Origin of the sequence: Pseudazoarcus pumilus (genome assembly GCF_002872475.1) — a bacterium.
GTDB lineage: Bacteria > Pseudomonadota > Gammaproteobacteria > Burkholderiales > Rhodocyclaceae > Pseudazoarcus > Pseudazoarcus pumilus.
In genome coordinates, this window is sequence record NZ_CP025682.1 from 1,061,702 (window position 1) to 1,083,871 (window position 22,170).

Genomic DNA, 22,170 nt, shown 5'->3' on the forward strand with positions numbered 1-22,170 from the left:
GCAACAAGCAGGGCAATACAGCCCAGTCATCAGGAGTCTTTCATGGCCGTTCAACAGAACAAGAAATCGCCGTCCAAGCGCGGCATGCACCGGGCCCACGATGCCCTGTCCGCGCCGCCGCTGGCGGTCGAGTCGACGACCGGTGAAGTGCATCTGCGTCACCACATCAGCCCGAGCGGTTTCTACCGCGGTCGCAAGGTCGTCAAGACCAAGGGCGAATAAGCTGGCACGGGTCGAACGGCGCAGCGCCTCGCGCGACTGCGCCGTTTTCTTGTCCACCGTCGGAAATTCCGGGACAGACGCATGGATGTCACCGTAGCGATCGACTGCATGGGTGGTGATCACGGCGCCGTCGTGACGGTGCCTGCCACACGCGGCTTCCTGCGCAGCCACCCGCGGGCGAAGGCCGTACTGGTCGGGCGCCCCGAGGCGCTCGAACAGGCGAAGGGCGAGTTCGGCGACGAGTTCGGCGATCGCTTGAACTTCCAGGTCGCCGCGGAGGTCGTCGACATGGACGAGTCCCCCGTCAGCGCGATGAAGAACAAGAAGGACTCGTCGATGCGCGTAGCCATCGAACTGGTCAAATCGGGGCGCGCCGATGCGGCGGTATCGGCCGGCAATACCGGCGCGCTGATGGCCATTTCGCGCTTCGTGCTCAAGATGCTGCCCGACATCGACCGCCCGGCGATCGCCTCGGCGCTGCCCACCATGAAGGGCAGGAGCTACGTGCTCGATCTGGGCGCCAACGTCGATTGCTCGGCCGCGCATCTGCTGCAGTTCGGCGTGATGGGCGCGATGCTGGTGGCGGCGATCGAACACACCGATCGCCCGACCGTGGGCCTGCTCAACATCGGCGAGGAGGCGATCAAGGGCAACGAGGTGGTCAAGCAGGCCGGTGAGCTGCTTCGCGCGAGCGGCCTGAACTTCGTCGGCAACGTCGAGGGCGACGACATCTACAAGGGCGCGAGCGACGTCGTCGTGTGCGACGGTTTCGTCGGCAACGTCGCGCTCAAGACCTCCGAAGGCCTGGCGCAGATGCTGGCAAGCTTCCTGCGCGAGGAATTCGGCCGCGGCCTGCTGTCGAAATGCGCTGCGCTCGTCGCCCTGCCCGTACTCAAGCGCTTCAAGCGCAGGGTCGATCATCGAATCTACAATGGAGCGGTGCTGCTCGGCCTGCGCGGCGTGGTCGTCAAGAGCCACGGCTCGGCCGACGCCTTCGCCTTCGAGCAGGCGATTTACCGCGCGGCCGAGGCCGCTTCCAATCAGCTCATCGAACGCATCGGGGAACGCATGGCCGCCATGGATGGAGTACAGCAGGCATGACTTTCGCACGCATCGCGGGCACCGGCGGATTCGTGCCGGGTGAGCCGGTCAGCAACCAGGATCTGGTCGAGCGCGGAATCGACACCTCCGACCAATGGATCGTCGAGCGCACCGGCATCCGCTATCGCCATCTGGCCGAGAAGGGCGCGGCCACCAGCGATCTGGCGCTCGAGGCCAGCCGCCGTGCGCTGGATGCGGCCGGCGTCGAGGCCAACGATATCGACCTGGTGATCGTTGCGACGTCCACCGCCGACTGCATCTTCCCGAGCACCGCCGCGCTGCTGCAGGCCAAGCTCGGCATCACCAACGGCTGTGCCGCCTTCGATGTGCAGGCCGTGTGCAGCGGCTTCGTCTACGCGATGAGCATCGCCGAGAAGTTCATCGCCTCGGGCAGCAACCGCCGCGCGCTGGTGGTGGGCGCCGAGGTGTTTTCGCGCATTCTCGACTGGAACGACCGCGGCACCTGCGTGCTCTTCGGCGACGGCGCCGGTGCCATCGTGCTCGAGGCTTCCGACGAGCCGGGCGTGCTCGCCTCCGCGCTGCACGCCGACGGCAGTCATTCGCCGATCCTGTGCGCGCCGGGCACGCTCGCCGCCGGTGGCGTCACCGGCGACCCCTTTCTGCGCATGGACGGACAGGCGGTATTCAAGCTCGCCGTGCGCGTGCTCGGTGAAGTCGCGCACGAGACCATCGATGCGGCTGACCTCACGCTGGGCGACATCGACTGGCTGATCCCGCACCAGGCCAACATCCGCATCATGCAGTCCACGGCGCGCCGCCTGAAGCTCGACATGGACAATGTCGTGGTCACTGTCGACCGCCACGGCAACACCTCGGCCGCGTCGATTCCGCTGGCGCTCGACGTCGCCGTGCGCGACGGCCGCATCCAGCGCGGTCAGCGCGTGATGCTCGAGGGTGTCGGCGGCGGCTTCACCTGGGGTGCGGTGCTGTTCCGCTTCTGAAAGAGGTTTCAAGACAATGTCCGTAGCACTCGTATTTCCGGGCCAGGGCTCGCAGTCGGTCGGCATGATGGCCGCCTATGGCGACGACGCCGTGATCCGCGATACCTTCGCCGAAGCCTCCGATGCACTGGGCGAAGACCTGTGGGAGATGGTCGTGCAGGGCCCGGCCGAACGTCTGGCGCTGACCGTAAACACCCAGCCGCTGATGCTCACCGCCGGAGTGGCGGTGTTCCGCGCCTGGCGCGCGGCTGGCGGGCCGCAGCCGGAAGTGGTCGCCGGCCACAGCCTGGGCGAATACTCCGCGCTGGTCGCGGCCGGCGCGCTGGCCTTCGCGGACGCCGTGCCGCTGGTGCGCTTTCGCGCCCAGGCCATGCAGGAGGCGGTGCCGGCCGGCGAGGGTGCGATGGCGGCGCTGCTCGGGCTGGATCCGGCCGTCGTCGACGAAGTCTGTGCCGAGGTCGCGCAGGGCGAGGTCGTGTCGGCAGCGAATCTGAACGCGCCGGGGCAGATCGTCATCGCCGGCGCGACCGCGGCCGTCGAGCGCGCCATGGCGCGGGCCAGGGAGCGTGGCGCCAAGCGTGCCGTGCCGCTGCCGGTGAGCGCGCCCTTCCACTGCGCGCTGATGCGTCCGGCCGCCGAGCGTCTGGCCGAACGTCTCGCTTCGGTCACGATTTCCGAGCCGACGGCCGCCGTCGTCAACAATGTGGACGTCGCCGTCGAGACCGACCCGGCGCGTATCCGCGATGCGCTGATCCGCCAGGCTTACTCGCCGGTGCGCTGGATCGAGACCGTGCAGGCGATTGCCGCGCGCGGCGTCTCCCACATCTTCGAATGCGGCCCGGGCAAGGTGCTCGCGGGCATGAGCAAGCGCAGCGCCGGCGACGTGCCGTGCGCGTCGATTCACGATGCGGCCAGCTTCGCCGAGGCCGTATCGAGCGTAAGGGAAGGACAATGAGCAAGCCACTCGACGGACAGGTTGCGCTGGTCACCGGCGCCTCGCGCGGCATCGGCCGCGCCATCGCGCTGGAACTGGGTGCGCTGGGCGCGACCGTGGTCGGCACGGCGACCTCCCAAGGCGGTGCGGAGGACATCGGCAAGGGTCTGTCCGAGGCCGGCGCAAGCGGCGCAGGACGTGTGCTCAATGTCACCGACGCGTCCGCCTGCGAGGCGCTGGTCGGCGCGATCGAGAAGGAATTCGGGGCGATCACCATCCTCGTCAACAATGCCGGCATCACGCGCGACAATCTCGCGATGCGCATGAAGGACGAGGAATGGGATGACGTGGTGCAGACCAATCTGACCTCGGTGTACCGCATGTCGAGGCTCGTCATGCGCGGCATGATGAAGGCGCGCAGCGGGCGCATCGTCAACATCACCTCGGTGGTCGGCAGCGCCGGCAATCCGGGGCAGGCCAACTATGCCGCGGCCAAGGCCGGCGTGGCCGGCATGAGTCGCGCGCTGGCGCGCGAACTGGGCAGCCGCGGGGTCACCGTCAACTGCGTCGCGCCGGGCTTCATCGACACCGACATGACGCGCGCGCTGCCCGATACCGCGCGCGAGTCGCTGCTCGGCCAGATCGCCCTGGGGCGTCTGGGGCGACCCGAGGAAGTGGCTGCCGCCGTGGCCTTTCTCGCCTCGCCGGCAGCCAGTTACATCACCGGAACCACGCTGCACGTCAACGGCGGCATGTACATGGCGTGAGCGTGCGGCGTTTTTGGTAGAATGTCGCCGTTTTGCGTCCAAACAACATATCCATACGTTCAGGGAAGGAGTGTCTCCATGGAGAACATCGAACAGCGCGTCAAGAAGATCGTTGCCGAGCAGCTTGGCGTCAACGAGTCGGAGATCAAGAATGAGTCCTCGTTTGTGGACGATCTCGGCGCGGATTCGCTCGACACGGTCGAGCTGGTGATGGCCCTCGAAGAGGAATTCGAGTGCGAGATTCCGGACGAGGAAGCCGAGAAGATCACCAACGTCCAGCAGGCGATTGACTACGTCAACGCGCATCTGAAGAAGTAATCCCCTCCCGGAGCGAACATTGACCCGTCGCAGAGTAGTCGTGACCGGCCTGGGGGCCATCTCCCCGGTCGGCAATACGGTTCCGCAAGCCTGGGATAATCTCGTCAACGGCCGTTCCGGGCTTTCCGGGATCACGCGCTTCGATGCGTCCGCGTTTCCGGTGCGCATCGCCGGCGAGGTCAAGGGCTTCGACGTCTCCGAGTACCTGTCGGCCAAGGAAGCCCGCCGCATGGATGTCTTCATCCATTACGGGCTTGCCGCGGGCCTGCAGGCCTTCCGTGACGCAGGGCTGGAAGTCACCGATGCCAACGCCGACCGTGTCGGCGTGAACATCGGCTCGGGCATCGGCGGCCTGCCGATGATCGAGGACACGCACAACGACTTCCTCGCTGCCGGACACCGCAAGATTTCCCCGTTCTTCATTCCGGGCACGATCATCAACATGATCTCGGGCCATCTGTCGATCATGCTCGGCCTGCGAGGGCCGAACATCTCGGTGGTGACGGCTTGCACCACGGGCCTGCACGCCATCGGCCTGTCGGCGCGCATGATCGAGTATGGCGACGCCGACGTGATGGTGTGCGGCGGGGCTGAGTCGACCGTGACGCCGCTGGCCATCGGCGGCTTCGCCTCGGCCAAGGCGCTGTCGACGCGCAACGACGATCCGGCCACGGCGAGCCGTCCGTGGGACAAGGACCGCGACGGTTTCGTCCTCGGCGAAGGGGCGGGCGTACTGGTGATCGAGGAGTACGAGCACGCCAGGGCGCGCGGTGCGAAGATCTACGCTGAACTGGCCGGTTTCGGCATGAGTGGCGACGCCTATCACATGACGGCGCCGGACACCGACGGGCCGCGCCGCAGCATGGTCAACGCCATGAAGAACGCCGGCGTGAACCCGGACGAGGTCCAGTACCTGAACGCTCACGGCACGTCCACGCCGCTGGGCGACAAGAATGAAACCGAGGCCGTCAAAATGGCGCTGGGAGTCGACGTGGCCAAGGGGCTGGTGGTCAACTCCACCAAGTCCATGACCGGTCACCTGCTCGGCGGCGCGGGCGGTCTGGAATCGGTGTTCACGGTGCTCGCGGTGCACAACCAGGTCTCGCCGCCGACCATCAACATCTTCGAGCAGGATCCGGACTGCGATCTGGACTACTGCGCGAATACCGCGCGCGACATGAAGATCGACGTCGCGCTGAAGAACAACTTCGGTTTCGGCGGCACCAACGGCACGCTGGTGTTCCGCCGCCTCTGAGTCCGGGCGGCCCGCGATGCGGTATCCGCGGGCGCTCGATGCATCCCCCTCGTTTCGTTTTGTCTGGCTGATCGCCGCGATCCATCTGGTCGCGGCGCTTTCGCTCATCTACCTGTGGCGACAGCCGCTGTGGCTGGCCGCAGGCATGCTCGCGCTCGTCGTCTTGTTGTCAGCCTCGCTGTTCCACTGGCGTCGGCGCCGCGGCGAGACCTGGGTGCTGGGCGATGACGGTGTGCTCATCGTGCGTCGCGCCGGTATCGAGCGTGAGGCCCGGCTTGCCGGTCCGGCGACCGACTTCGGATGGGCCGTGTGGGTGGTGCTGCGCGAACAGGATCGACGCCTGCGCAGCGCGCGCATGCTGCTGCGCGCGGACTTCGTTGCCGAGGATTGGCGTGCGCTGGGACTGTGGCTGCGCCACAAGGCGCGCGCGACCGACGACGCGCCGCTCAGCGCGGCCTGAGGATGGTCGGGCGGGCGCGCGGCAGAGTGTCGGGATAGTCGCGCGAGTAGTGCAGGCCGCGGCTCTCGCGGCGACGCAGCGCGCAGCGCACGATGAGGTCCGCGGTCACGACCAGGTTGCGCAACTCGATCAGGTCGTTGCCGACGCGGAAGTTCGAGTAGTAATCGTGGATTTCGCGTGAGAGCAGGCGGATGCGGTGCTGGGCGCGCTGCAGGCGCTTGGTGGTGCGCACGATGCCGACGTAGTCCCACATGAAGCGGCGCAGCTCGTCCCAGTTGTGCGAGATGACGACTTCTTCGTCGGCGTCGGTGACACGGCTCTCGTCCCAGACCGGCAGTGGGCCGGGTGCCGCACGCCGGCTTGCGAGGATGTCGCGCGCGGCCGCCTCGGCGAACACCACGCATTCGAGCAAGGAGTTGCTGGCCAGCCGGTTGGCGCCGTGCAGACCCGTGTAGGCGCTCTCGCCGATGCAGTACAGGCCGGGCAGGTCGGTACGCGCGGTCAGATCCGTGACCACGCCGCCGCAGGTGTAGTGTGCGGCGGGGACCACCGGAATCGGTTCCTTCGAGAGGTCGATGCCCAGCTCCAGGCAGCGCGCCAGGATGTTGGGAAAGTGCTCGTGCAGCCAGTCCGCACTCTTGTGCGAGATGTCCAGATAGACGCAGTCCAGACCGCGTTTCTTCATCTCGAAGTCGATCGCGCGCGCGACCACGTCGCGCGGGGCGAGCTCGGCGCGCTCGTCGTGGGCAGGCATGAAGCGCGTGCCGTCGGACAGGCGCAGGATGCCGCCTTCCCCGCGTACCGCCTCGGTGATCAGGAAGGACTTGGCGCGCGGGTGGTACAGGCAGGTGGGGTGGAACTGCACGAATTCCATGTTGCCCACGCGGCAGCCGGCGCGCCAGGCCATCGCGATGCCGTCGCCGGTCGCCACGTCCGGGTTGGTGGTGTACAGATAGACCTTGCCCGCGCCGCCGGTGGCGAGCACGGTGTTGCGCGCGCCGATGGTCACGACGTGGCCACTGTCGATGTCGAGTACGTAGGCACCCAGGCAGCCGCGTTCGCGGTGGCCGAGCTTGGTCGCCGTGACCAGATCGAGCGCGATGTGGCGCTCGAACACGTCGATGTCCGGGTGTTCGCGTACCAGGTCGGTGAGCGTGCGCTGCACGGCCGCGCCGGTGGCGTCCGCGGCGTGGATGATGCGCCGGTGCGAATGCCCCCCTTCGCGGGTGAGGTGATAGCCGGTCGGTGAACTATCTTCGCGCGTGAAGGGAACCCCGCGGTCGATCAGCCACTCGATTGCTTGTCGGCCGCGTTCGACGACATGGCGCGTGGCCTGTTCGTTGCACAGCCCGGCGCCGGCAACGAAGGTGTCGCGGATGTGGTCCTCGATGCTGTCGGTGGCGTCGAGCACGGCGGCGATGCCGCCCTGGGCCCAGGCGCTGGCGCTGTCGTCGAGCGTGCGCTTGGTCACCAGCGCCACGCGCATGTGGTCGGCAAGACGCAGTGCGAGCGACTGACCTGCCGCCCCGCTGCCGAGGATGAGAACGTCGTAGGTCTTGATCACAGGGGACTTCTGCAAGATGACTGAGTTCAGCATATCACGCCATGATCTGCTCCTGACGGGCACCCTCACACGCCCGCGGACAAGACCACGATCGCGTATGAACTATTCCCCTCCGGTCCGGTCTGTGCCGGAAGACCCGGCTTTGCCGCCGGCCGCCGCGTCGCTATACTCCGTGGGTTTTGGCTCCCAAACGAACGACGGCCCACGCATGAGCGACCGCGAACTGGATCAGGTGCTTGTCGAACGCGTGCAGCGTGGCGACAAACAGGCCTTCGGCCTGCTGGTATCGAAATACCAGCGCAAGCTGCATCGCCTGCTCTCACGCCTGATCCGCGATCCGGCTGAGGTCGAGGATGTTGCGCAGGAGACGTTCATCAAGGCGTATCGCGCGCTCGGTTCGTTTCGCGGAGAGAGCGCCTTCTACACCTGGCTGTACCGGATCGGCGTCAACACGGCGAAGAACTACCTCGTCTCGCAGCGAAGACGTGCTCCGACCTCGACGAGCTTCGATTCGACGGACGCGGAGACCTTCGATGAAGGCGAGCAGTTGCGGGACATCAACACGCCCGAGCGACTGATGATGACGCGGCAGATCGGCGATACCGTCGACGAGGCGATGGCCGATCTGCCCGAGGAACTGAGAACGGCGATCATGCTGCGCGAACTCGAGGGACTGAGTTACGAGGAGATCGCCGGGATCATGGACTGCCCGATCGGGACGGTGCGCTCGCGAATCTTTCGTGCGCGCGAGGCGATTGCCGAAAGGCTGCGCCCCCTGCTCGACACGGCTCCGGACAAACGTTGGTAGGTGGTGGTGCTCATGAAGGAAAAACTTTCAGAATTCGTCGACGGCGAGCTCGATGCGCAAGCGTGTGATCCGCTGGTCGAAGCGCTGCGCAGTGCGCCCGACATGCGTCGGCGCTGGGACGCGTATTGTCTGATCGGCGACGCCTTGCGCGGCGATCGCGTGGGCGCCGCGGATTTCGTTTCGCGCGTGATGAACGAGATCGATGACGAACCCACGCTGATGGTGCCGGCTGCCGCCCGGGCAGTGCGGCAGCGCTCGGCCTGGGGGCGATCGCTGATGCCAATCGCCGCTTCGGTGATGGGTGTGGCGGCGGTGGGCATCGTCGCGCTGACGATGTTCCCGTCATCCCCCGATCCGCTCGTCCAGGCGCCGGGCGTGCTCGCAGCCGAGTCCGCGCCTGCGCGCGTGGCCGCAGCCGGGGCGTCCACACAGAACGTGTCGGCGCTGGCGAGCGATCCGAGCCGTGAGTACATGTTCGTGCATCAGGCCATGAGCGGCGGGCCGATCCCGGGCGTGGTCCATTACGTGCGCACCGTCTCCGACGCGCACGGAGAGCAGCGCTGATGAGGCGTTTGGCCGCAGCGCTCGTCTCGCTGGCGATCGGCTGCCAGCCGATCATCGCCGCGGCGGCGGCCGATCCGCTGTCCTGGCTGTCGCGCATCGCATCGGCCGCGCAGGAACTGAACTACTCGGGGATCTTCATCTACCAGTCGGGACGGATCAGCGAGACCTCGCGCATCACCCACGTGGTCGAGGGCGCGGTCGAGCATGAGCGCCTCGAGGTGCTCGACGGCAGCCCGCGCAAGGTCATCCGCCGCGACGGCGAGGTGTGGTGCGTGCTGCCCGACCGCAAGACCGTGATCACCGACCGCTCCACCGGTCAGCGCTCGTTTCCCGCGCGTCTGCCCACGGAGCTCGCGCGCATCGCCGAGAACTACGAGGTGCGCAAGGAGAAGGTCACGCGCGTGGCCGGCTTCGATGCCCAGCTGATCGTGCTCGAACCGCGCGACGACCTGCGTTACGGTCACATGCTGTGGGCCGACATCGACTCCGGCCTGCTGCTCAAGGCGCGCATGGTCGGTGACGACGGCGAGACCGTCGAGCAATTCATGTTCAGCGACGTGCGCATCGGCGACGGCGTGGTCTTCGGCGACACGGCCAAACCCGATTTTCTGGCCGATGGCTGGAACGTCGTCTCCGCGCAGGGCGCCTCGGTGGCGGTGCGCGACAGCGGCTGGCGTCTGGCCACACCGCTGCCGGGCTATGAACTGCAGTCCATCGTGCGCCGCCCCCTCGGTCGCGATGAGCGCGACGTGCTGCACATGGTCTACGGCGACGGGCTGGCGTCGATCTCGGTGTTCATCGAGCCGCTCGAAGCGGCTGGCGAGGTTGGTCTTGGACCGCTTGCGAGCGGGGCGATCAACATCTATCGGCGCTCGGCCGACGGTCATCTGCTGACCGCGCTGGGTGAGGTGCCGGCACGCGCCCTCAAGCGACTGGGCGACGCCATGGAGCGTGCCCGATGATCGAGGCGCGCGCGCGCGTTCTGGCGGCCGCGGACGGTCGTGCGCGCGTGCGCGTGATCGACCGTGAAGAGGGCTGTGGTCGCTGCGACGAGCCGGGTGGCTGCCGATCGGTCAAGCTCGCCTATGCGATCCGCCCGGCGCGAAGTGAATTCGACGTGCCCGACGAAATCGGCGTCGCCGCCGGCGACGAGGTCGTGTTGCGCATGGCCGACGGTTCGGCCCTGCGCGGCGCGCTCGCCGGATACGGTCTGGGTGCGGTGCTGATGCTCGCCGGCGCGATGGCTGGCCTCGCGATCGGCGGCGGCGATGGCGCGGCGGTCGTGGGTGCGGTGGCCGGCCTGGCGCTGGCCTTTGTCCTCAATCGCGTGCTGCATCGTAGCCGTCGCTGGCGTGGCCGTCTGCACGTCGAGATGCTGCCTGCCGGCACGCTGCGTGTTCACGACCTTCCGGAATCGCGATGAAAACCTCCGTTCGAGCGATCCAACTCAGTTGGCGGCACCTGTGCCTCGTGCTGTGCCTGGCGCTGGTGCCGCTGGCCGTTGTCGCCAACCCGCCGGATTTCACCGCGATCGTCGATTCGCAGGGGCCGGCGGTGGTCAATATCGCCTCCACCGCGGCCGCCCCCGCGCTGCCGCCGATCGGCTCGCTGCCGGGAATCGAAGGCAGCGAGGAATGGCTGGAACTGCTGCGCCGCTTCTTTCCGCAGTTTCCCGATCTGCAAGGCGGCGAGGGCGAGCGCGACCGTTCTCTCGGATCGGGCTTCATCGTCAGCGCCGACGGCTACATCCTGACCAACGCGCATGTCGTCGCCGGCGCCGAGGAGATCGTCGTGCGCCTCGTGGACAAGCGCGAGTTCAACGCCGAGGTGATCGGCACCGACGCGCGCAGCGACGTGGCCGTGATCCGCATCCAGGCGCAGAACCTGCCGGTGGTGCGGCTGGGCGATCCGCGCCGGCTCAAGGTCGGCGAATGGGTGCTCGCCATCGGTTCGCCGTTCGGCTTCGAGCACAGCGTCACCGCGGGCATCGTCAGCGCCAAGGGGCGCGCACTGCCCGACGAGAACTTCGTGCCCTTCATCCAGACCGACGTGGCGATCAACCCGGGCAACTCGGGTGGCCCGCTGTTCAACCTGCGCGGCGAGGTGGTGGGCATCAACTCGCAGATCTACAGTGACACCGGCGGCTTCATGGGTCTGTCGTTCGCGATCCCGATCGACGTCGCGCTCGACGTGTATCGCCAGCTGCGCAGCGACGGTCGCGTGCGTCGCGGGCGCATCGGCGTGGGCGTGCAGGAACTCACGCGCGCGCTCGCCGACAGCTTCGGTCTGGCCAGTCCCGAGGGGGCACTGGTCAGCAACGTCGAACCCGATGGGCCGGCGGCACGCGCCGGTGTGCAGATCGGCGATGTGATCGTGCGCTTCGACGGCAAGCCGGTGCCCGATTCCACCGCCTTGCCGCGCATCGTCGCCGAGAAGCGCCCCGGCGCGAACGTGACGATGAGCGTGGTGCGCGGCGGCAAGCCGCTGGAGTTGCGCCTGACGGTGGGGGAGTGGTCGGATGACAAGCCGGCCGCCACCGCGCCCGTGCAAACGCCGGTGCCCGACCGGCTCGGCCTGGTGTTGTCGCGTCCGGACGAAGCCACGCGACGCGATCGCGGTATCGAACGCGGTCTGCTCGTAGACAGCGTGCAGGGTGCGGCCGCGCGCGCCGGACTGCAGGCTGGCGATGTCATTGTGGCGATCGTCACCAACGGCCGGCAGACGCCGCTCGAGAGCGTCGAACAGTTCGAAAAACTGGTCGCCGGCATTGAAGATGGCGGGGCCGTGACCCTGCTCGTGCAGCGCGGATCGGGCACGTCCTTCATCAGCCTGCGCACCGGCCGGTGAGTGCGCGCGAGTTCATCGTGCTGGGGCGCCAGTGGTGCCATCTGTGCGACGACATGACCGCGGCGCTGCGCCCGCTCGCCGCGGAGTTCGGCTGGAGCGTGCGCGTACTCGACGTCGATGCCGATCCGGCGCTCGAGGCCAAATGGGACGAACTCGTGCCGGTGCTGTTGGCCGACGGCCGCGAACTGTGCCACTACCACCTCGACGAAGCGGCGGTGCGTGCCCACGTGGCCGAATTCGGCTAGAATCACGCATTCTGTCGTTCAAGCGCAGCGGGTGTCGTCGGGCACCCTTTTTTGTTGACCATTCATGCAGCATATCCGCAACTTCTCGATCATCGCCCACATCGATCACGGCAAGTCCACGCTTGCCGACCGCATCATCCACGCCTGCGGGGGTCTGTCCGACCGCGAGATGGACGAGCAGGTGCTCGATTCCATGGATCTGGAGCGTGAGCGCGGCATCACCATCAAGGCCCAGACCGCGGCGCTGCAGTACAAGGCGCGCGACGGCAGGATCTACCATCTCAATCTGATCGACACGCCGGGGCACGTGGACTTCTCCTACGAGGTGAGCCGTTCGCTGTCGGCCTGCGAAGGGGCGCTGCTGGTGGTCGACGCCTCGCAGGGCGTGGAGGCGCAGACGGTCGCCAACTGCTACACCGCGATTGACCTGGGTGTCGAGGTCGTGCCGGTGCTCAACAAGATCGACCTGCCGGCGGCCGATCCGGAGAACGCGCGCGCCGAGATCGAGGACGTCATCGGTGTTGACGCATCCGAGGCGATTCTTTGTTCGGCCAAGTCCGGACTGGGCGTCGACGAGGTGCTCGAGGCGGTCGTCGCGCGCGTGCCGCCGCCGGTGGGCGACCCGGAGGCGCCGCTCAAGGCGCTGATCATCGACTCGTGGTTCGACAACTACGTCGGCGTGGTGATGCTGGTGCGCGTGGTCGACGGTGTGCTGCGTCCCAAGGACCGCATCAAGTTCATGTCATCGGGCGCGACCTATCCGTGCGATCAGGTCGGCGTGTTCACGCCGCATTCGGTCATGCGCGAAGAGCTGTCCGCCGGCGGGGTGGGTTTCGTCATCGCCGGCATCAAGGAACTCGCGGCGGCCAAGGTCGGCGACACCGTCACCAACGCCCAGCGCCCGGCCGACAAGGCGCTGCCCGGCTTCAAGGAGATCAAGCCGCAGGTCTTCGCCGGCCTGTATCCGGTCGAGTCCTCCGAATACGAGCAATTGCGCGATTCGCTCGAGAAGCTGCGCCTGAACGACGCCGCGCTGCAGTACGAGCCGGAGGTGTCGCAGGCCCTGGGCTTCGGTTTCCGCTGCGGTTTTCTCGGTCTGCTGCACATGGACATCGTGCAGGAGCGTCTCGAGCGCGAGTTCGACATGGACCTGATCACGACCGCGCCCACCGTGATCTACGAGGTCGTGCTCAACGACGGCTCGACCATCGACATCGAGAATCCGTCCAAGCTGCCCGAACCCGGCAAGTATGCCGAGATCCGCGAACCCATCATCACCGCCAACATCTTCCTGCCGCAGGAGTATGTCGGCCCGGTGATCACGCTGTGCAACCAGAAGCGCGGCGCGCAGGTGGACATGCGCTACCACGGTCGCCAGGTGCAGCTGATCTACGACATGCCGATGAACGAGGTCGTGATGGACTTCTTCGACCGTCTCAAGTCGGTGTCGCGCGGCTATGCTTCGCTCGATTACGAATTCAAGGAATACCGCAGCTCGGATCTGGTCAAGCTCGACATGATGGTGGGCGGGGAGAAGGTCGATGCCTTGTCCATCATCGTGCACCGCGCCAGCGCGCAGTTTCGCGGGCGCGAACTGGCGACCCGGCTGCGCGCGCTGATTCCGCGCCAGATGTTCGACGTGGCGGTGCAGGCGGCGATCGGCTCGCACATCGTCGCGCGCGAGACCATCAAGGCGCTGCGCAAGAACGTGCTCGCCAAGTGCTACGGCGGCGACATCACGCGCAAGAAGAAGCTGCTGGAGAAGCAGAAGGAAGGCAAGAAGCGCATGAAGCAGGTGGGCAATGTGGAAATTCCGCAGGAAGCCTTCCTCGCCGTGCTGCGGACGGACGAAGGCAAGTGAGCGCCGCGTCCACGCCTGATCGTCACCCGCTGATGGAGTCGTCGTGAACTTCGCACTGATCCTGTTCATCCTGCTGGTCGTCTCGGGCGTGCTGTGGGCGGCCGACCGTCTCTACGCGCGCAAGCATCGCGCCGCCGATGCGCCCAGCCCGTGGTGGGTCGAGTACGGCGCGAGCTTCTTCCCGGTCATCCTGATCGTGTTCGCGCTGCGCTCGTTCATCGTCGAACCGTTCAAGATCCCGTCGGGCTCGATGATTCCGACCCTGCTGGTGGGCGACTTCATCCTGGTCAACAAGTTCACCTATGGCATCCGTCTGCCGGTCATCAATCAGAAGATCATTCCGCTGGGTACGCCCGAGCGCGGCGACGTGATGGTGTTCCGCTATCCGCGTGACCCGTCGATGGACTACATCAAGCGCGTGGTCGGCGTGCCCGGCGATGAGGTCGTCTATCGCGGCAAGCGGCTGAGCATCAACGGCGAGGAAGTGCCACTGACGCCCGACGGCGAGTACCTGCACCCCGAGCGCATGTACTACTCGCCGCGCTTCGTAGAGGAACTGGGCGAGCACACGCACAAGGTGTTGATCGAGCGCGACTCTCCGGCCTACGTGTCGAGTCCCTTCGATTTCCCCTATCGCGAGAACTGTACCTATACTTCGTCCGGTGTAAGCTGCACGGTACCCGAAGGGCATTACTTCGTGATGGGCGACAACCGCGATGCCAGCAGCGACAGCCGCATGTGGGGCTTCGTGCCGGACGAGAACATCGTCGGTCGCGCCTTCTTCATCTGGTTCAATTTCGGTGATCTGAAGCGGATCGGGGGGTTCAATTGAGAGCGGACAATATTGCGGTCGCGCGTTCGCAGCGTGGCCTGACGCTGATCAGCACGCTGATCGTAGGCTGCTTTCTCGCCTTCTGCCTGTACGTGGGTTTTCGCACCGTGCCCGCGCTCAACGAATACTTCGCGATGCAGCGCATCGTCGGCGTGATCGCTTCCGAGGGTGCGGCGGGCGCCTCGCCCACGCAGATGCGCCGCAGTTTCGAGCGCTATGCGTACACCGACGACATCGTCAGCGTCACCGGCGTCGACCTGCAGATCGCCCGCGCCTCTGGGGTGACCTACGTCGATGTCGCCTGGGAACGCAAGGTGCCGGTGGCCGGCAACGTCAGCCTGCTGCTCGAATTCAACGCCTCGTCCTCGTCCGGCCGGCAGTGACGCGGGACGATCTGGACCGGCTGCAGCACCGTCTGGGCTACCGCTTTCGCAACGGTGCGCTGCTCGAGCAGGCGCTGACCCACCGCAGCTTCGGCCAGCCCAACAACGAGCGGCTCGAGTTCCTCGGCGACTCCATCCTCAACTGCGTCACGGCGATCGCGCTCTACGAGCGCTTCGCGGGTTTGCGCGAAGGCGAGCTGTCGCGCCTGCGCGCCTCGCTGGTGCGCCAGGAGGGCCTGCATCGCGTCGCCACCGGGCTGGACCTGGGCGAGGCGCTGCGGCTGGGCGAGGGCGAGATGAAGAGCGGCGGCCATCGCCGCCCGTCGATTCTCGCCGACGCGCTCGAGGCAGTGTTCGCGGCAGTCTTCCTCGACGCCGGCTTCGAGGCCGCGCGCGAGGTCGTGATGCGGCTCTATGCGCCGCTGGTCGACGAGATCGATCCGGCACGCGCGCTCAAGGACCCCAAGACCGCGCTGCAGGAATGGCTGCAGGCACGCAAGGCGCCGCTGCCCGCCTACGAGACGGTGCAGGTGCGCGGCGAGGCGCATGCGCAGGAATTCGAAGTGTGTTGCACGGTCGAATCCTTCTCGGTGAGCGTCACCGGACGCGGGCCGAGCCGCCGCGCGGCCGAGCAGGCAGCTGCCGAACGCGCCCTCGAACGACTGGAAAACGCATGACCGAAAACGCTCCCACGCAACCCCCCGAGCATTTCCGCACCGGCTTCGTCGCGATTGTCGGCCGCCCCAACGTGGGCAAGTCCACGCTGCTCAACCGGCTCATCGGTCAGAAGATCAGCATCGTCTCGCGCAAGGCACAGACCACGCGCCACCGCGTCACCGGCATCCGCAGCGACGAAGACGCGCAGTTCGTGTTCGTCGATACGCCGGGTTTCCAGACACGCCATCGCAACGCGCTCAACCGCACGATGAACCGCAGCGTCACGCAGGCGCTGGCAGACGTGGACGTGGTGTTCTTCGTCATCGAGGCCGGGCGTTTCACCGAAGACGATCGCAAGGTGCTCGAGCTGCTGCCCGAGGATGCCAAGGTGGTGTTGGTGATCAACAAGATCGACCGTCTCAAGGACAAGGCGCGCCTGCTGCCCTTCATCGACGAAGTGCGCAGCCTGCGCGAATTCACCGAGATCGTGCCCCTGTCCGCCGAGCGGGGTGCCAACGTCGACGCGCTGGTGCGCGCCACCGTGGCGCTGCTGCCCGAAGGCCCGCCGGTGTTCGAGGAAGACGACATCACCGATCGCAGCGAGCGCTTCCTCGCCTCCGAATTCCTGCGCGAGAAGCTCTTCCGACTGCTCGGTGACGAGCTGCCCTACGGCATCGCCGTGGAAATCGAGAAGTTCGAGACCGAGGGCAATCTGCGGCGCATCTTCGCCGCAGTGATCGTCGATCGCGCCAGCCACAAGGCCATGGTCATCGGCAAGAACGGCGAGCAGCTCAAGCGCATTTCCAGCGAAGCCCGCGTCGAGCTCGAGAAGCTCTTCGACGCGCGCGTCTATCTCGAGGTCTGGGTCAAGGTCAAAAGCGGCTGGGCCGACGACGAGCGCGCGCTCAAGAGCCTCGGCTACGAGTGATCGCGGGGCGCGCGGCGTGAGTGCAAGACAGCGCGTCGACGAGCAGCCCGCCTGGGTGCTCCACAGCCGTCCGTGGCGCGAAACCAGTTCCATCGTCGAACTGCTCACGCGTGACCACGGTCGCGTGGCCGTGGTCGCCAAGGGCGCGCGGCGCCCGCACTCGGCGCTGCGCGGCGTGCTGATGGGCTTCCAGCCGCTGCACGTGGCCTACTCGGGCAGCGGCGAGGTCAAGACCCTGGTGCGTGCCGAATGGCAGGGCGGCCAGCCGCTGCTGTGCGGGCGGGCGCTGCTGTGCGGCTATTATCTGAACGAACTCGTCGTGCATCTTTCCGCGCGCGAGGATCCCCATCCCGGCCTGTTCGACGCCTATGTCGACACCGTCGCGCGGCTTGCGCGCGCGGGGCCGCCCGCGCCCGAGCTGCGCCGCTTCGAGCTGGCGCTGCTGCGCGAGACGGGCTACCAGCTTGTGCTCGACCGCGAGGCCGATGGCGATGTCCCGATCGAGGAAGGCGCGCGCTACGCCTATATAATCGAACGAGGTCCGGTGCGCGGCGAGCCGCCGCCCGCAGAACATGTCATGGTGTCCGGGCGCACGCTCGCGGCGATGGCGCGCGACGATTTTTCCGACCCGCTCACGCAGAGTGAGTCCAAGAGCCTGCTGCGCACGCTGATCAATCACCAACTGGGCGGCCGACCGTTGCAGTCGCGCCGCGTTTTCAGGGAGTTGCAGGAGCTGTGATCGAACTGGGCGTCAACATCGACCACGTCGCGACCTTGCGGCAGGCGCGCCGCACCTGGGAGCCGGATCCGCAGTGGGCTGCGGTCGAGGCGCATCTGGGTGGCGCCGACGGCATCACCGTGCACCTGCGCGAGGATCGTCGCCACATCCAGGACGCCGACGTGCGCCGGCTGGCCGAACTCACGCAGGTCAAGCTCAATCTGGAGATGGCGGCCACCGACGAAATGGTCGGCTTCGCCTGCGAGCTGCGTCCGCACATGGCCATGCTGGTGCCCGAGGGGCGTCAGGAAGTCACCACCGAGGGCGGGCTCGACGTGCTCGCCGACGAGGCGCGCCTGGCCGGCGTGGTCGCGCGCCTGAGCGAGGCGGGCATCGTCACCAGCATCTTCGTCGACGCCGACATCGCGCAGATCGAGGCGGCCGCGCGCATCGGCGCGAAGGTCTGCGAGGTGCACACCGGCCCCTATGCCCACGCATTCCATCGCGCGCGGGACGCCGCAGCGCCCGCGGTGAAGGCCGAGCTGGCGCGCGTGCGCGCCGCCGGCGAGGCGATCCACGCCGCGGGTCTGCGCTTCAATGCCGGCCACGCGCTCAACTACTACAACGTGGGGCCGATCGCGCGCCTGGCCGGCGTGCGCGAACTGCACATCGGTCACGCCATCGTCAGTCGATCGGTGTTCGTCGGCCTGCGCGAGGCCGTTCGCGAGATGAAGCGCCTGATGTGCGAGGCCGCCTTGCAGGGCGAAGGAGGGGCGCAATGATTCACGGCATCGGCGCCGACATCGTGCGCATCCCGCGCATGGCCGCGGTGCTGGCGAAATACGGTCAGCGCTTCGCCAACCGCATCCTCGCGTCGGACGAACGCGCGGCGTTTGCTGCACGCAACGATCCGGAACGCTTCCTCGCCAAGCGCTTCGCCGCCAAGGAGGCCTTCGGCAAGGCCTTCGGCACCGGTGTGGCCGCACCGGCCACGCTGCATGCGGTCATCGTCGATCACGATGCGCGTGGCAAACCCATCTTCCGTTTCTCCGACGGTCTGGCCGCTGCGATGCGGGAGGAAGGTCTGGTTGCGCACCTGACGCTGACCGACGAGACCGACTACGTCGTCGCTTTCGTGGTGATCGAACATCAGGGGAGGGCGGCATGACCCATCGTGCGCCCCTGGCCCTGCCGCGCGGCCCGCTGATGGCCGATGTCGAGGGTCTCGCGCTGGGCAAGGCCGAGCGCGACCGGCTGCGCCACCCGCTGGTGGGGGGCGTGATCCTGTTCGCACGCAACTTCGCCGATTCCGAGCAGCTGGCCGCGCTCACCGCCGAGATCCGTGCGCTGCGCGAGCCGGCGCTGCTGATCGCGGTCGATCACGAGGGCGGGCGCGTGCAGCGCTTTCGCGACCGCGGCTTCACGCATCTGCCGCCGATGCGCGCGCTGGGTCGCGCCTGGGACGAGGACCATGTCGCGGCGCTCGATTGCGCGCGCGCCACCGGCTACGTGCTGGCCGCCGAATTGCTCGCCCACGGTGTGGACCTGTCCTTCACGCCGGTGCTCGACCTGGACTACGGTGGCAGCCGCGTGATCGGCGATCGCGCCTTCCATCGCGACCCGCAGGTGGTCGCCAGCCTGGCCTCGGCGCTGGCCGCCGGCATGCGCGAGGCGGGCATGGGCTGCGTCGGCAAGCATTTTCCCGGGCACGGTTTCGTCGAGGCCGATTCGCATGTCGACCTGCCGGTCGATTCGCGCGACTTCGATACGATCTGGGAAGAGGACATCGCGCCCTACCGCCATCGCATCGGCCGTCAGCTCTCGGGCGTGATGCCGGCGCACGTGATCTACGACAAGGTCGACGCGCAGCCGGCCGGCTTCTCGAGATTCTGGCTCGGTGACGTCCTGCGCGGGCGGCTCGGCTTTCAGGGCCTGATCTTCTCGGACGACTTGACCATGGAAGGGGCGAGCGTGGCCGGTGACATCGTCGCGCGTGCGCAGGCGGCGGTCGACGCCGGCTGCGACATGGTGCTGGTGTGCAACCAGCCCGAGCGCGTGGACGAACTCGTCGGGCGCTGGCGACCGGACGTGGCGGCGACCAGCGCCGCGCGCATCGCCGCGCTGCGCGGGCGGCCGCGCTATGCCGATGCATTCGAGCTGGAACTGGCCGAGCCCTATCACCACGCGCGCGCTCAGGTCGCTGCGCTCGCGTCCGATACGGCCTGAGGTGCCGCGATGAGCGGCAGCGAGTACCCGGCAGCGGCCTTCGACGCCAAGGCCTTCCTGCGCACCGTCCCGGAAGCGCCCGGCGTCTATCGCATGATCGGCAGCGACGAGCGCGTGCTCTACGTCGGCAAGGCGAAGAACCTGCGCCGGCGCGTTTCGAGCTATTTCCAGCGCACGCAGTCGAGCCCGCGCATCGCCATGATGGTGGCGCAGATCGAGCGCGTGGACATCACGCCGACGCGTTCCGAGGCCGAGGCGCTGATCCTCGAGAACAACCTGATCAAGCAGCTGGCGCCGCGCTACAACATCCTGTTTCGCGACGACAAGAGCTATCCCTACATCTGTCTGAGCGGCGACATCTTCCCGCGCCTGGCCTATCACCGTGGAGCCTTCGCCAAGGGTGGGCGCTACTTCGGCCCGTTTCCCAACGGCAGCGCGGCACGCGAGAGCATCCACCTGCTGCAGAAGATCTTTCGCTTGCGCACCTGCGAGAACGCCGTCTTCCGCAACCGTTCGCGCCCCTGTCTGCTGCATCAGATCCGGCGCTGCACGGCGCCGTGCGTAGGTCTGATCAGTGATGCCGACTACGCCGCCGACGTGCGTCTGGCGACGCGTTTTCTCGACGGTCGCGCCAACGAGGTCATCGACGATCTGGGTGCGCGCATGAACGAGGCCGCCGAGCGTCTGGCCTTCGAGGAGGCGGCCGCCTGCCGCGACCAGATTCGTGCGCTGCAGGCGGTGCTGCACCGCCAGTTCGTCGACAGCGGGCGCGACCAGGACGTGGACGTGATCACCGCCGTCGAGGCCGACGGCCTGGTGTGCGTGAACCTGGCGATGGTGCGTGGCGGACGCCATCTGGGCGATCGGCCGCAGTTTCCCAGCAGCGCGGCCGGCTGCGACGCCGACGACGCCTTGCTGGCCTTTCTCGACCAGCACTACGGCGAACATGCCATGCCTGCGCGCATCCTCGTCGGGCACGCCGTCGAGGCCGCACGTGCGCAGCTGGCCGAACTGAGCGAACGGCCGGTTGCGGTGGTTGCGCCACGCGGTGCGGCCGAGCGTGCCTGGATGGAGATGGCGCGCAACAACGCACGCACTGCCATTGCCGCGCGCAACCAGGATGCCGGTCGGATCGGCGCCCGGCTGGCCGCGCTGCGCGAGGCGCTGGACCTGGCCGAGTCGCCGGCGCGCATCGAGTGCTTCGACATCAGTCACACCATGGGCGAGGCCACCGTGGCCTCGTGCGTGGTGTGTGTCGACGGCGCGATGAAGAACGCCGAGTATCGTCGCTACAACATCGCCGGGATCACGGGCGGAGACGACTACGCGGCGATGCGCCAGGTGCTGGAGCGTCGCTACTCCAAACTCGTCGAGGGCGACGGCGTGATGCCCGACCTGATCCTCATCGACGGTGGTCGCGGTCAGGTGTCGGCGGCGCATGCAGTGCTCGCCGACCTCGGCCTGGAGTCGATCGCGATGGTGGGCGTGGCCAAGGGCGAGGGGCGCAAGCCGGGGTTGGAGACGCTGATCTTCGCCGATGCGCGCGCACCCGTGCATCTGTCGCCGGACGCGCCGGCGCTGCACCTGATCCAGGAGATTCGCGACGAGGCGCACCGCTTCGCGATCACCGGCCACCGCGCGCGGCGTGCCAAGGCGCGCGTCGGCTCGCGACTCGACGACATCGCGGGCGTCGGCCCGACGCGTCGCCGCCGCCTGATCGAGGCCTTCGGCGGTCTCGACGGCGTGCGCGCGGCCACCGTCGAGGATCTGTGCCGTGTCGACGGCGTCAGCCGCAAGCTGGCCGAACAGATATACTCGGCGCTGCACTGAGGCTTCGCGAACGGCTGGCGCGTCATCATGGACTTCAACATTCCGAACACCCTGACCCTGATGCGGATCGCCTTGATTCCGCTGTTCGTCGGCGTGTTCTATCTGCCCGCGGCCTGGCTGACCGATTTGCAGATGAACGTGATCGCCACCGTGCTGTTCGTGCTCGCGGCGATCACCGACTGGCTCGACGGTTATCTGGCGCGCTCGCTGGGTCAGACCTCGGCCTTCGGCGCCTTTCTCGATCCGGTCGCGGACAAGCTGATGGTCGCCGCGGCACTGATCGTGCTGGTGCAGCTGGGCCGCGTCGACGCCATCATTGCGGTGGTCATCATCGGGCGCGAGATCACCATCTCGGCCTTGCGCGAATGGATGGCGCGCATCGGCCAGTCGGCCAGCGTTGCGGTGGCGACCGTCGGCAAGCTCAAGACCGCCGCGCAGATGATCGCCATTCCGATGTTGCTCTATGACGCCAGCCTGTTCGGCGTCGCGGTGCAGGTGCCGGGCACGGTGTTGATCTACGCCGCCGCCGCGCTGACGCTGTGGTCGATGGGTTACTACCTGCACCGCGCGCTGCCGCTGCTCAGCCGCCACGGGCGCGAGTGACGCCTCACGCATTGCGGGTATCACGCTTGTGCGGCGTGCGAGATGGCTTATACAGTCGGCGTGTTTCTGTGTCCGGCTGGCCCAT

Annotated in this window: 26 protein-coding genes; 25 read left to right on the plus strand and 1 reads right to left on the minus strand. The window is 67.4% G+C overall.

The window, feature by feature from the left end:
- The first annotated feature begins 42 nt into the window (after positions 1-42).
- From rpmF to C0099_RS05120, 8 genes are all read left to right on the plus strand, one after another.
- Positions 43-222 (plus strand): 50S ribosomal protein L32, encoded by a 180-nt coding sequence (gene rpmF / locus C0099_RS05085; RefSeq protein ID WP_102246436.1) that lies wholly within the window; start codon positions 43-45, stop codon positions 220-222.
- Between the two features lie 81 nt (positions 223-303).
- Entirely contained in the window at positions 304-1,323 is a 1,020-nt protein-coding gene (gene plsX, locus C0099_RS05090) for a phosphate acyltransferase PlsX (RefSeq protein WP_102246437.1), read from the plus strand.
- A complete protein-coding gene (locus C0099_RS05095) occupies positions 1,320-2,285 on the plus strand; it encodes a beta-ketoacyl-ACP synthase III (protein ID WP_102246438.1) in 966 nt (321 codons plus the stop codon). The genes plsX and C0099_RS05095 overlap by 4 nt, the downstream gene beginning before the upstream one ends.
- 16 nt (positions 2,286-2,301) lie before the next feature.
- Positions 2,302-3,240, plus strand: a complete 939-nt coding sequence (fabD, locus tag C0099_RS05100) for an ACP S-malonyltransferase (RefSeq protein ID WP_102246439.1) — start codon at positions 2,302-2,304, stop codon at positions 3,238-3,240.
- A complete protein-coding gene (fabG, locus tag C0099_RS05105) occupies positions 3,237-3,986 on the plus strand; it encodes a 3-oxoacyl-ACP reductase FabG (RefSeq protein ID WP_102246440.1) in 750 nt (249 codons plus the stop codon). The genes fabD and fabG overlap by 4 nt, the downstream gene beginning before the upstream one ends.
- 78 nt (positions 3,987-4,064) lie before the next feature.
- Entirely contained in the window at positions 4,065-4,304 is a 240-nt protein-coding gene (gene acpP / locus C0099_RS05110; RefSeq protein ID WP_102246441.1) for an acyl carrier protein, read from the plus strand.
- Between the two features lie 19 nt (positions 4,305-4,323).
- A complete protein-coding gene (gene fabF / locus C0099_RS05115) occupies positions 4,324-5,559 on the plus strand; it encodes a beta-ketoacyl-ACP synthase II (protein ID WP_102246442.1) in 1,236 nt (411 codons plus the stop codon).
- Positions 5,560-5,575: 16 nt separating this feature from the next.
- Complete coding sequence (locus C0099_RS05120; protein ID WP_102246443.1) at positions 5,576-6,019, plus strand: YgfX family protein; 444 nt, start codon at positions 5,576-5,578, stop codon at positions 6,017-6,019.
- Here C0099_RS05120 and nadB read toward each other — a convergent pair.
- Complete coding sequence (gene nadB / locus C0099_RS05125) at positions 6,006-7,583, minus strand: L-aspartate oxidase (protein WP_102248388.1); 1,578 nt, start codon at positions 7,581-7,583, stop codon at positions 6,006-6,008. The two genes, C0099_RS05120 and nadB, sit on opposite strands and share 14 nt — an antisense overlap.
- A gap of 208 nt (positions 7,584-7,791) precedes the next feature.
- Between nadB and rpoE the strand changes: the two genes are divergently transcribed.
- From rpoE to pgsA, 17 genes are all read left to right on the plus strand, one after another.
- Positions 7,792-8,391: an RNA polymerase sigma factor RpoE gene (gene rpoE / locus C0099_RS05130; protein WP_102246444.1), complete on the plus strand. Its 600-nt coding sequence runs from the start codon at positions 7,792-7,794 to the stop codon at positions 8,389-8,391.
- Between the two features lie 12 nt (positions 8,392-8,403).
- Positions 8,404-8,955 carry a sigma-E factor negative regulatory protein gene (locus C0099_RS05135; protein ID WP_102248389.1) on the plus strand — a complete coding sequence of 184 codons (552 nt, stop codon included), beginning with the start codon at positions 8,404-8,406 and terminating at the stop codon, positions 8,953-8,955.
- Positions 8,955-9,917, plus strand: coding sequence for a MucB/RseB C-terminal domain-containing protein (locus C0099_RS05140; protein WP_102246445.1), 963 nt, complete (start codon positions 8,955-8,957; stop codon positions 9,915-9,917). The genes C0099_RS05135 and C0099_RS05140 overlap by 1 nt, the downstream gene beginning before the upstream one ends.
- Positions 9,914-10,378, plus strand: coding sequence for a SoxR reducing system RseC family protein (locus tag C0099_RS05145; protein ID WP_228151658.1), 465 nt, complete (start codon positions 9,914-9,916; stop codon positions 10,376-10,378). Before C0099_RS05140 ends, C0099_RS05145 begins: the two co-directional genes overlap by 4 nt.
- Entirely contained in the window at positions 10,375-11,802 is a 1,428-nt protein-coding gene (locus tag C0099_RS05150; protein WP_102246446.1) for a DegQ family serine endoprotease, read from the plus strand. The genes C0099_RS05145 and C0099_RS05150 overlap by 4 nt, the downstream gene beginning before the upstream one ends.
- Entirely contained in the window at positions 11,799-12,047 is a 249-nt protein-coding gene (locus C0099_RS05155) for a glutaredoxin family protein (RefSeq protein WP_102246447.1), read from the plus strand. Before C0099_RS05150 ends, C0099_RS05155 begins: the two co-directional genes overlap by 4 nt.
- A 64-nt stretch (positions 12,048-12,111) precedes the next feature.
- On the plus strand, positions 12,112-13,908 hold the full coding sequence (gene lepA / locus C0099_RS05160) for a translation elongation factor 4 (protein ID WP_102246448.1): 1,797 nt from the start codon (positions 12,112-12,114) through the stop codon (positions 13,906-13,908).
- A 43-nt stretch (positions 13,909-13,951) separates the two neighbouring features.
- Positions 13,952-14,740, plus strand: a complete 789-nt coding sequence (gene lepB, locus C0099_RS05165) for a signal peptidase I (protein ID WP_102246449.1) — start codon at positions 13,952-13,954, stop codon at positions 14,738-14,740.
- On the plus strand, positions 14,737-15,123 hold the full coding sequence (locus tag C0099_RS05170; RefSeq protein ID WP_228151659.1) for a DUF4845 domain-containing protein: 387 nt from the start codon (positions 14,737-14,739) through the stop codon (positions 15,121-15,123). Before lepB ends, C0099_RS05170 begins: the two co-directional genes overlap by 4 nt.
- The gene (rnc, locus tag C0099_RS05175) at positions 15,120-15,800 is read left to right on the plus strand and encodes a ribonuclease III (protein WP_173768947.1); all 681 of its coding nucleotides are present in this window, start codon (positions 15,120-15,122) and stop codon (positions 15,798-15,800) included. The genes C0099_RS05170 and rnc overlap by 4 nt, the downstream gene beginning before the upstream one ends.
- Positions 15,797-16,708 (plus strand): GTPase Era, encoded by a 912-nt coding sequence (era, locus tag C0099_RS05180; RefSeq protein ID WP_102246450.1) that lies wholly within the window; start codon positions 15,797-15,799, stop codon positions 16,706-16,708. The genes rnc and era overlap by 4 nt, the downstream gene beginning before the upstream one ends.
- Before the next feature lie 16 nt (positions 16,709-16,724).
- Positions 16,725-17,447 carry a DNA repair protein RecO gene (gene recO, locus C0099_RS05185; protein ID WP_228151660.1) on the plus strand — a complete coding sequence of 241 codons (723 nt, stop codon included), beginning with the start codon at positions 16,725-16,727 and terminating at the stop codon, positions 17,445-17,447.
- Positions 17,444-18,208: a pyridoxine 5'-phosphate synthase gene (locus tag C0099_RS05190; RefSeq protein WP_102246452.1), complete on the plus strand. Its 765-nt coding sequence runs from the start codon at positions 17,444-17,446 to the stop codon at positions 18,206-18,208. The genes recO and C0099_RS05190 overlap by 4 nt, the downstream gene beginning before the upstream one ends.
- Positions 18,205-18,594 carry a holo-ACP synthase gene (gene acpS, locus C0099_RS05195; protein ID WP_102246453.1) on the plus strand — a complete coding sequence of 130 codons (390 nt, stop codon included), beginning with the start codon at positions 18,205-18,207 and terminating at the stop codon, positions 18,592-18,594. Before C0099_RS05190 ends, acpS begins: the two co-directional genes overlap by 4 nt.
- Complete coding sequence (nagZ, locus tag C0099_RS05200; protein ID WP_102246454.1) at positions 18,591-19,652, plus strand: beta-N-acetylhexosaminidase; 1,062 nt, start codon at positions 18,591-18,593, stop codon at positions 19,650-19,652. Before acpS ends, nagZ begins: the two co-directional genes overlap by 4 nt.
- Before the next feature lie 9 nt (positions 19,653-19,661).
- Positions 19,662-21,482, plus strand: coding sequence for an excinuclease ABC subunit UvrC (gene uvrC, locus C0099_RS05205; protein ID WP_102246455.1), 1,821 nt, complete (start codon positions 19,662-19,664; stop codon positions 21,480-21,482).
- Positions 21,483-21,509: 27 nt separating this feature from the next.
- Positions 21,510-22,085: a CDP-diacylglycerol--glycerol-3-phosphate 3-phosphatidyltransferase gene (gene pgsA, locus C0099_RS05210; RefSeq protein ID WP_102246456.1), complete on the plus strand. Its 576-nt coding sequence runs from the start codon at positions 21,510-21,512 to the stop codon at positions 22,083-22,085.
- Positions 22,086-22,170: the final 85 nt, after the last annotated feature.

Excerpts from the sequence above, each read along its gene's own strand:
- rpmF (WP_102246436.1), top strand. The coding sequence starts at position 43 with ATGGCCGTTCAACAGAACAAGAAATCGCCGTCCAAGCGCGGCATGCAC.
- plsX (WP_102246437.1), top strand. The coding sequence starts at position 304 with ATGGATGTCACCGTAGCGATCGACTGCATGGGTGGTGATCACGGCGCC.
- C0099_RS05095 (WP_102246438.1), top strand. The coding sequence starts at position 1,320 with ATGACTTTCGCACGCATCGCGGGCACCGGCGGATTCGTGCCGGGTGAG.
- fabD (WP_102246439.1), top strand. The coding sequence starts at position 2,302 with ATGTCCGTAGCACTCGTATTTCCGGGCCAGGGCTCGCAGTCGGTCGGC.
- fabG (WP_102246440.1), top strand. The coding sequence starts at position 3,237 with ATGAGCAAGCCACTCGACGGACAGGTTGCGCTGGTCACCGGCGCCTCG.
- acpP (WP_102246441.1), top strand. The coding sequence starts at position 4,065 with ATGGAGAACATCGAACAGCGCGTCAAGAAGATCGTTGCCGAGCAGCTT.
- C0099_RS05120 (WP_102246443.1), top strand. The coding sequence starts at position 5,576 with ATGCGGTATCCGCGGGCGCTCGATGCATCCCCCTCGTTTCGTTTTGTC.
- rpoE (WP_102246444.1), top strand. The coding sequence starts at position 7,792 with ATGAGCGACCGCGAACTGGATCAGGTGCTTGTCGAACGCGTGCAGCGT.
- C0099_RS05135 (WP_102248389.1), top strand. The coding sequence starts at position 8,404 with ATGAAGGAAAAACTTTCAGAATTCGTCGACGGCGAGCTCGATGCGCAA.
- C0099_RS05140 (WP_102246445.1), top strand. The coding sequence starts at position 8,955 with ATGAGGCGTTTGGCCGCAGCGCTCGTCTCGCTGGCGATCGGCTGCCAG.
- C0099_RS05145 (WP_228151658.1), top strand. The coding sequence starts at position 9,914 with ATGATCGAGGCGCGCGCGCGCGTTCTGGCGGCCGCGGACGGTCGTGCG.
- C0099_RS05150 (WP_102246446.1), top strand. The coding sequence starts at position 10,375 with ATGAAAACCTCCGTTCGAGCGATCCAACTCAGTTGGCGGCACCTGTGC.
- lepA (WP_102246448.1), top strand. The coding sequence starts at position 12,112 with ATGCAGCATATCCGCAACTTCTCGATCATCGCCCACATCGATCACGGC.
- era (WP_102246450.1), top strand. The coding sequence starts at position 15,797 with ATGACCGAAAACGCTCCCACGCAACCCCCCGAGCATTTCCGCACCGGC.
- acpS (WP_102246453.1), top strand. The coding sequence starts at position 18,205 with ATGATTCACGGCATCGGCGCCGACATCGTGCGCATCCCGCGCATGGCC.
- nagZ (WP_102246454.1), top strand. The coding sequence starts at position 18,591 with ATGACCCATCGTGCGCCCCTGGCCCTGCCGCGCGGCCCGCTGATGGCC.
- uvrC (WP_102246455.1), top strand. The coding sequence starts at position 19,662 with ATGAGCGGCAGCGAGTACCCGGCAGCGGCCTTCGACGCCAAGGCCTTC.
- pgsA (WP_102246456.1), top strand. The coding sequence starts at position 21,510 with ATGGACTTCAACATTCCGAACACCCTGACCCTGATGCGGATCGCCTTG.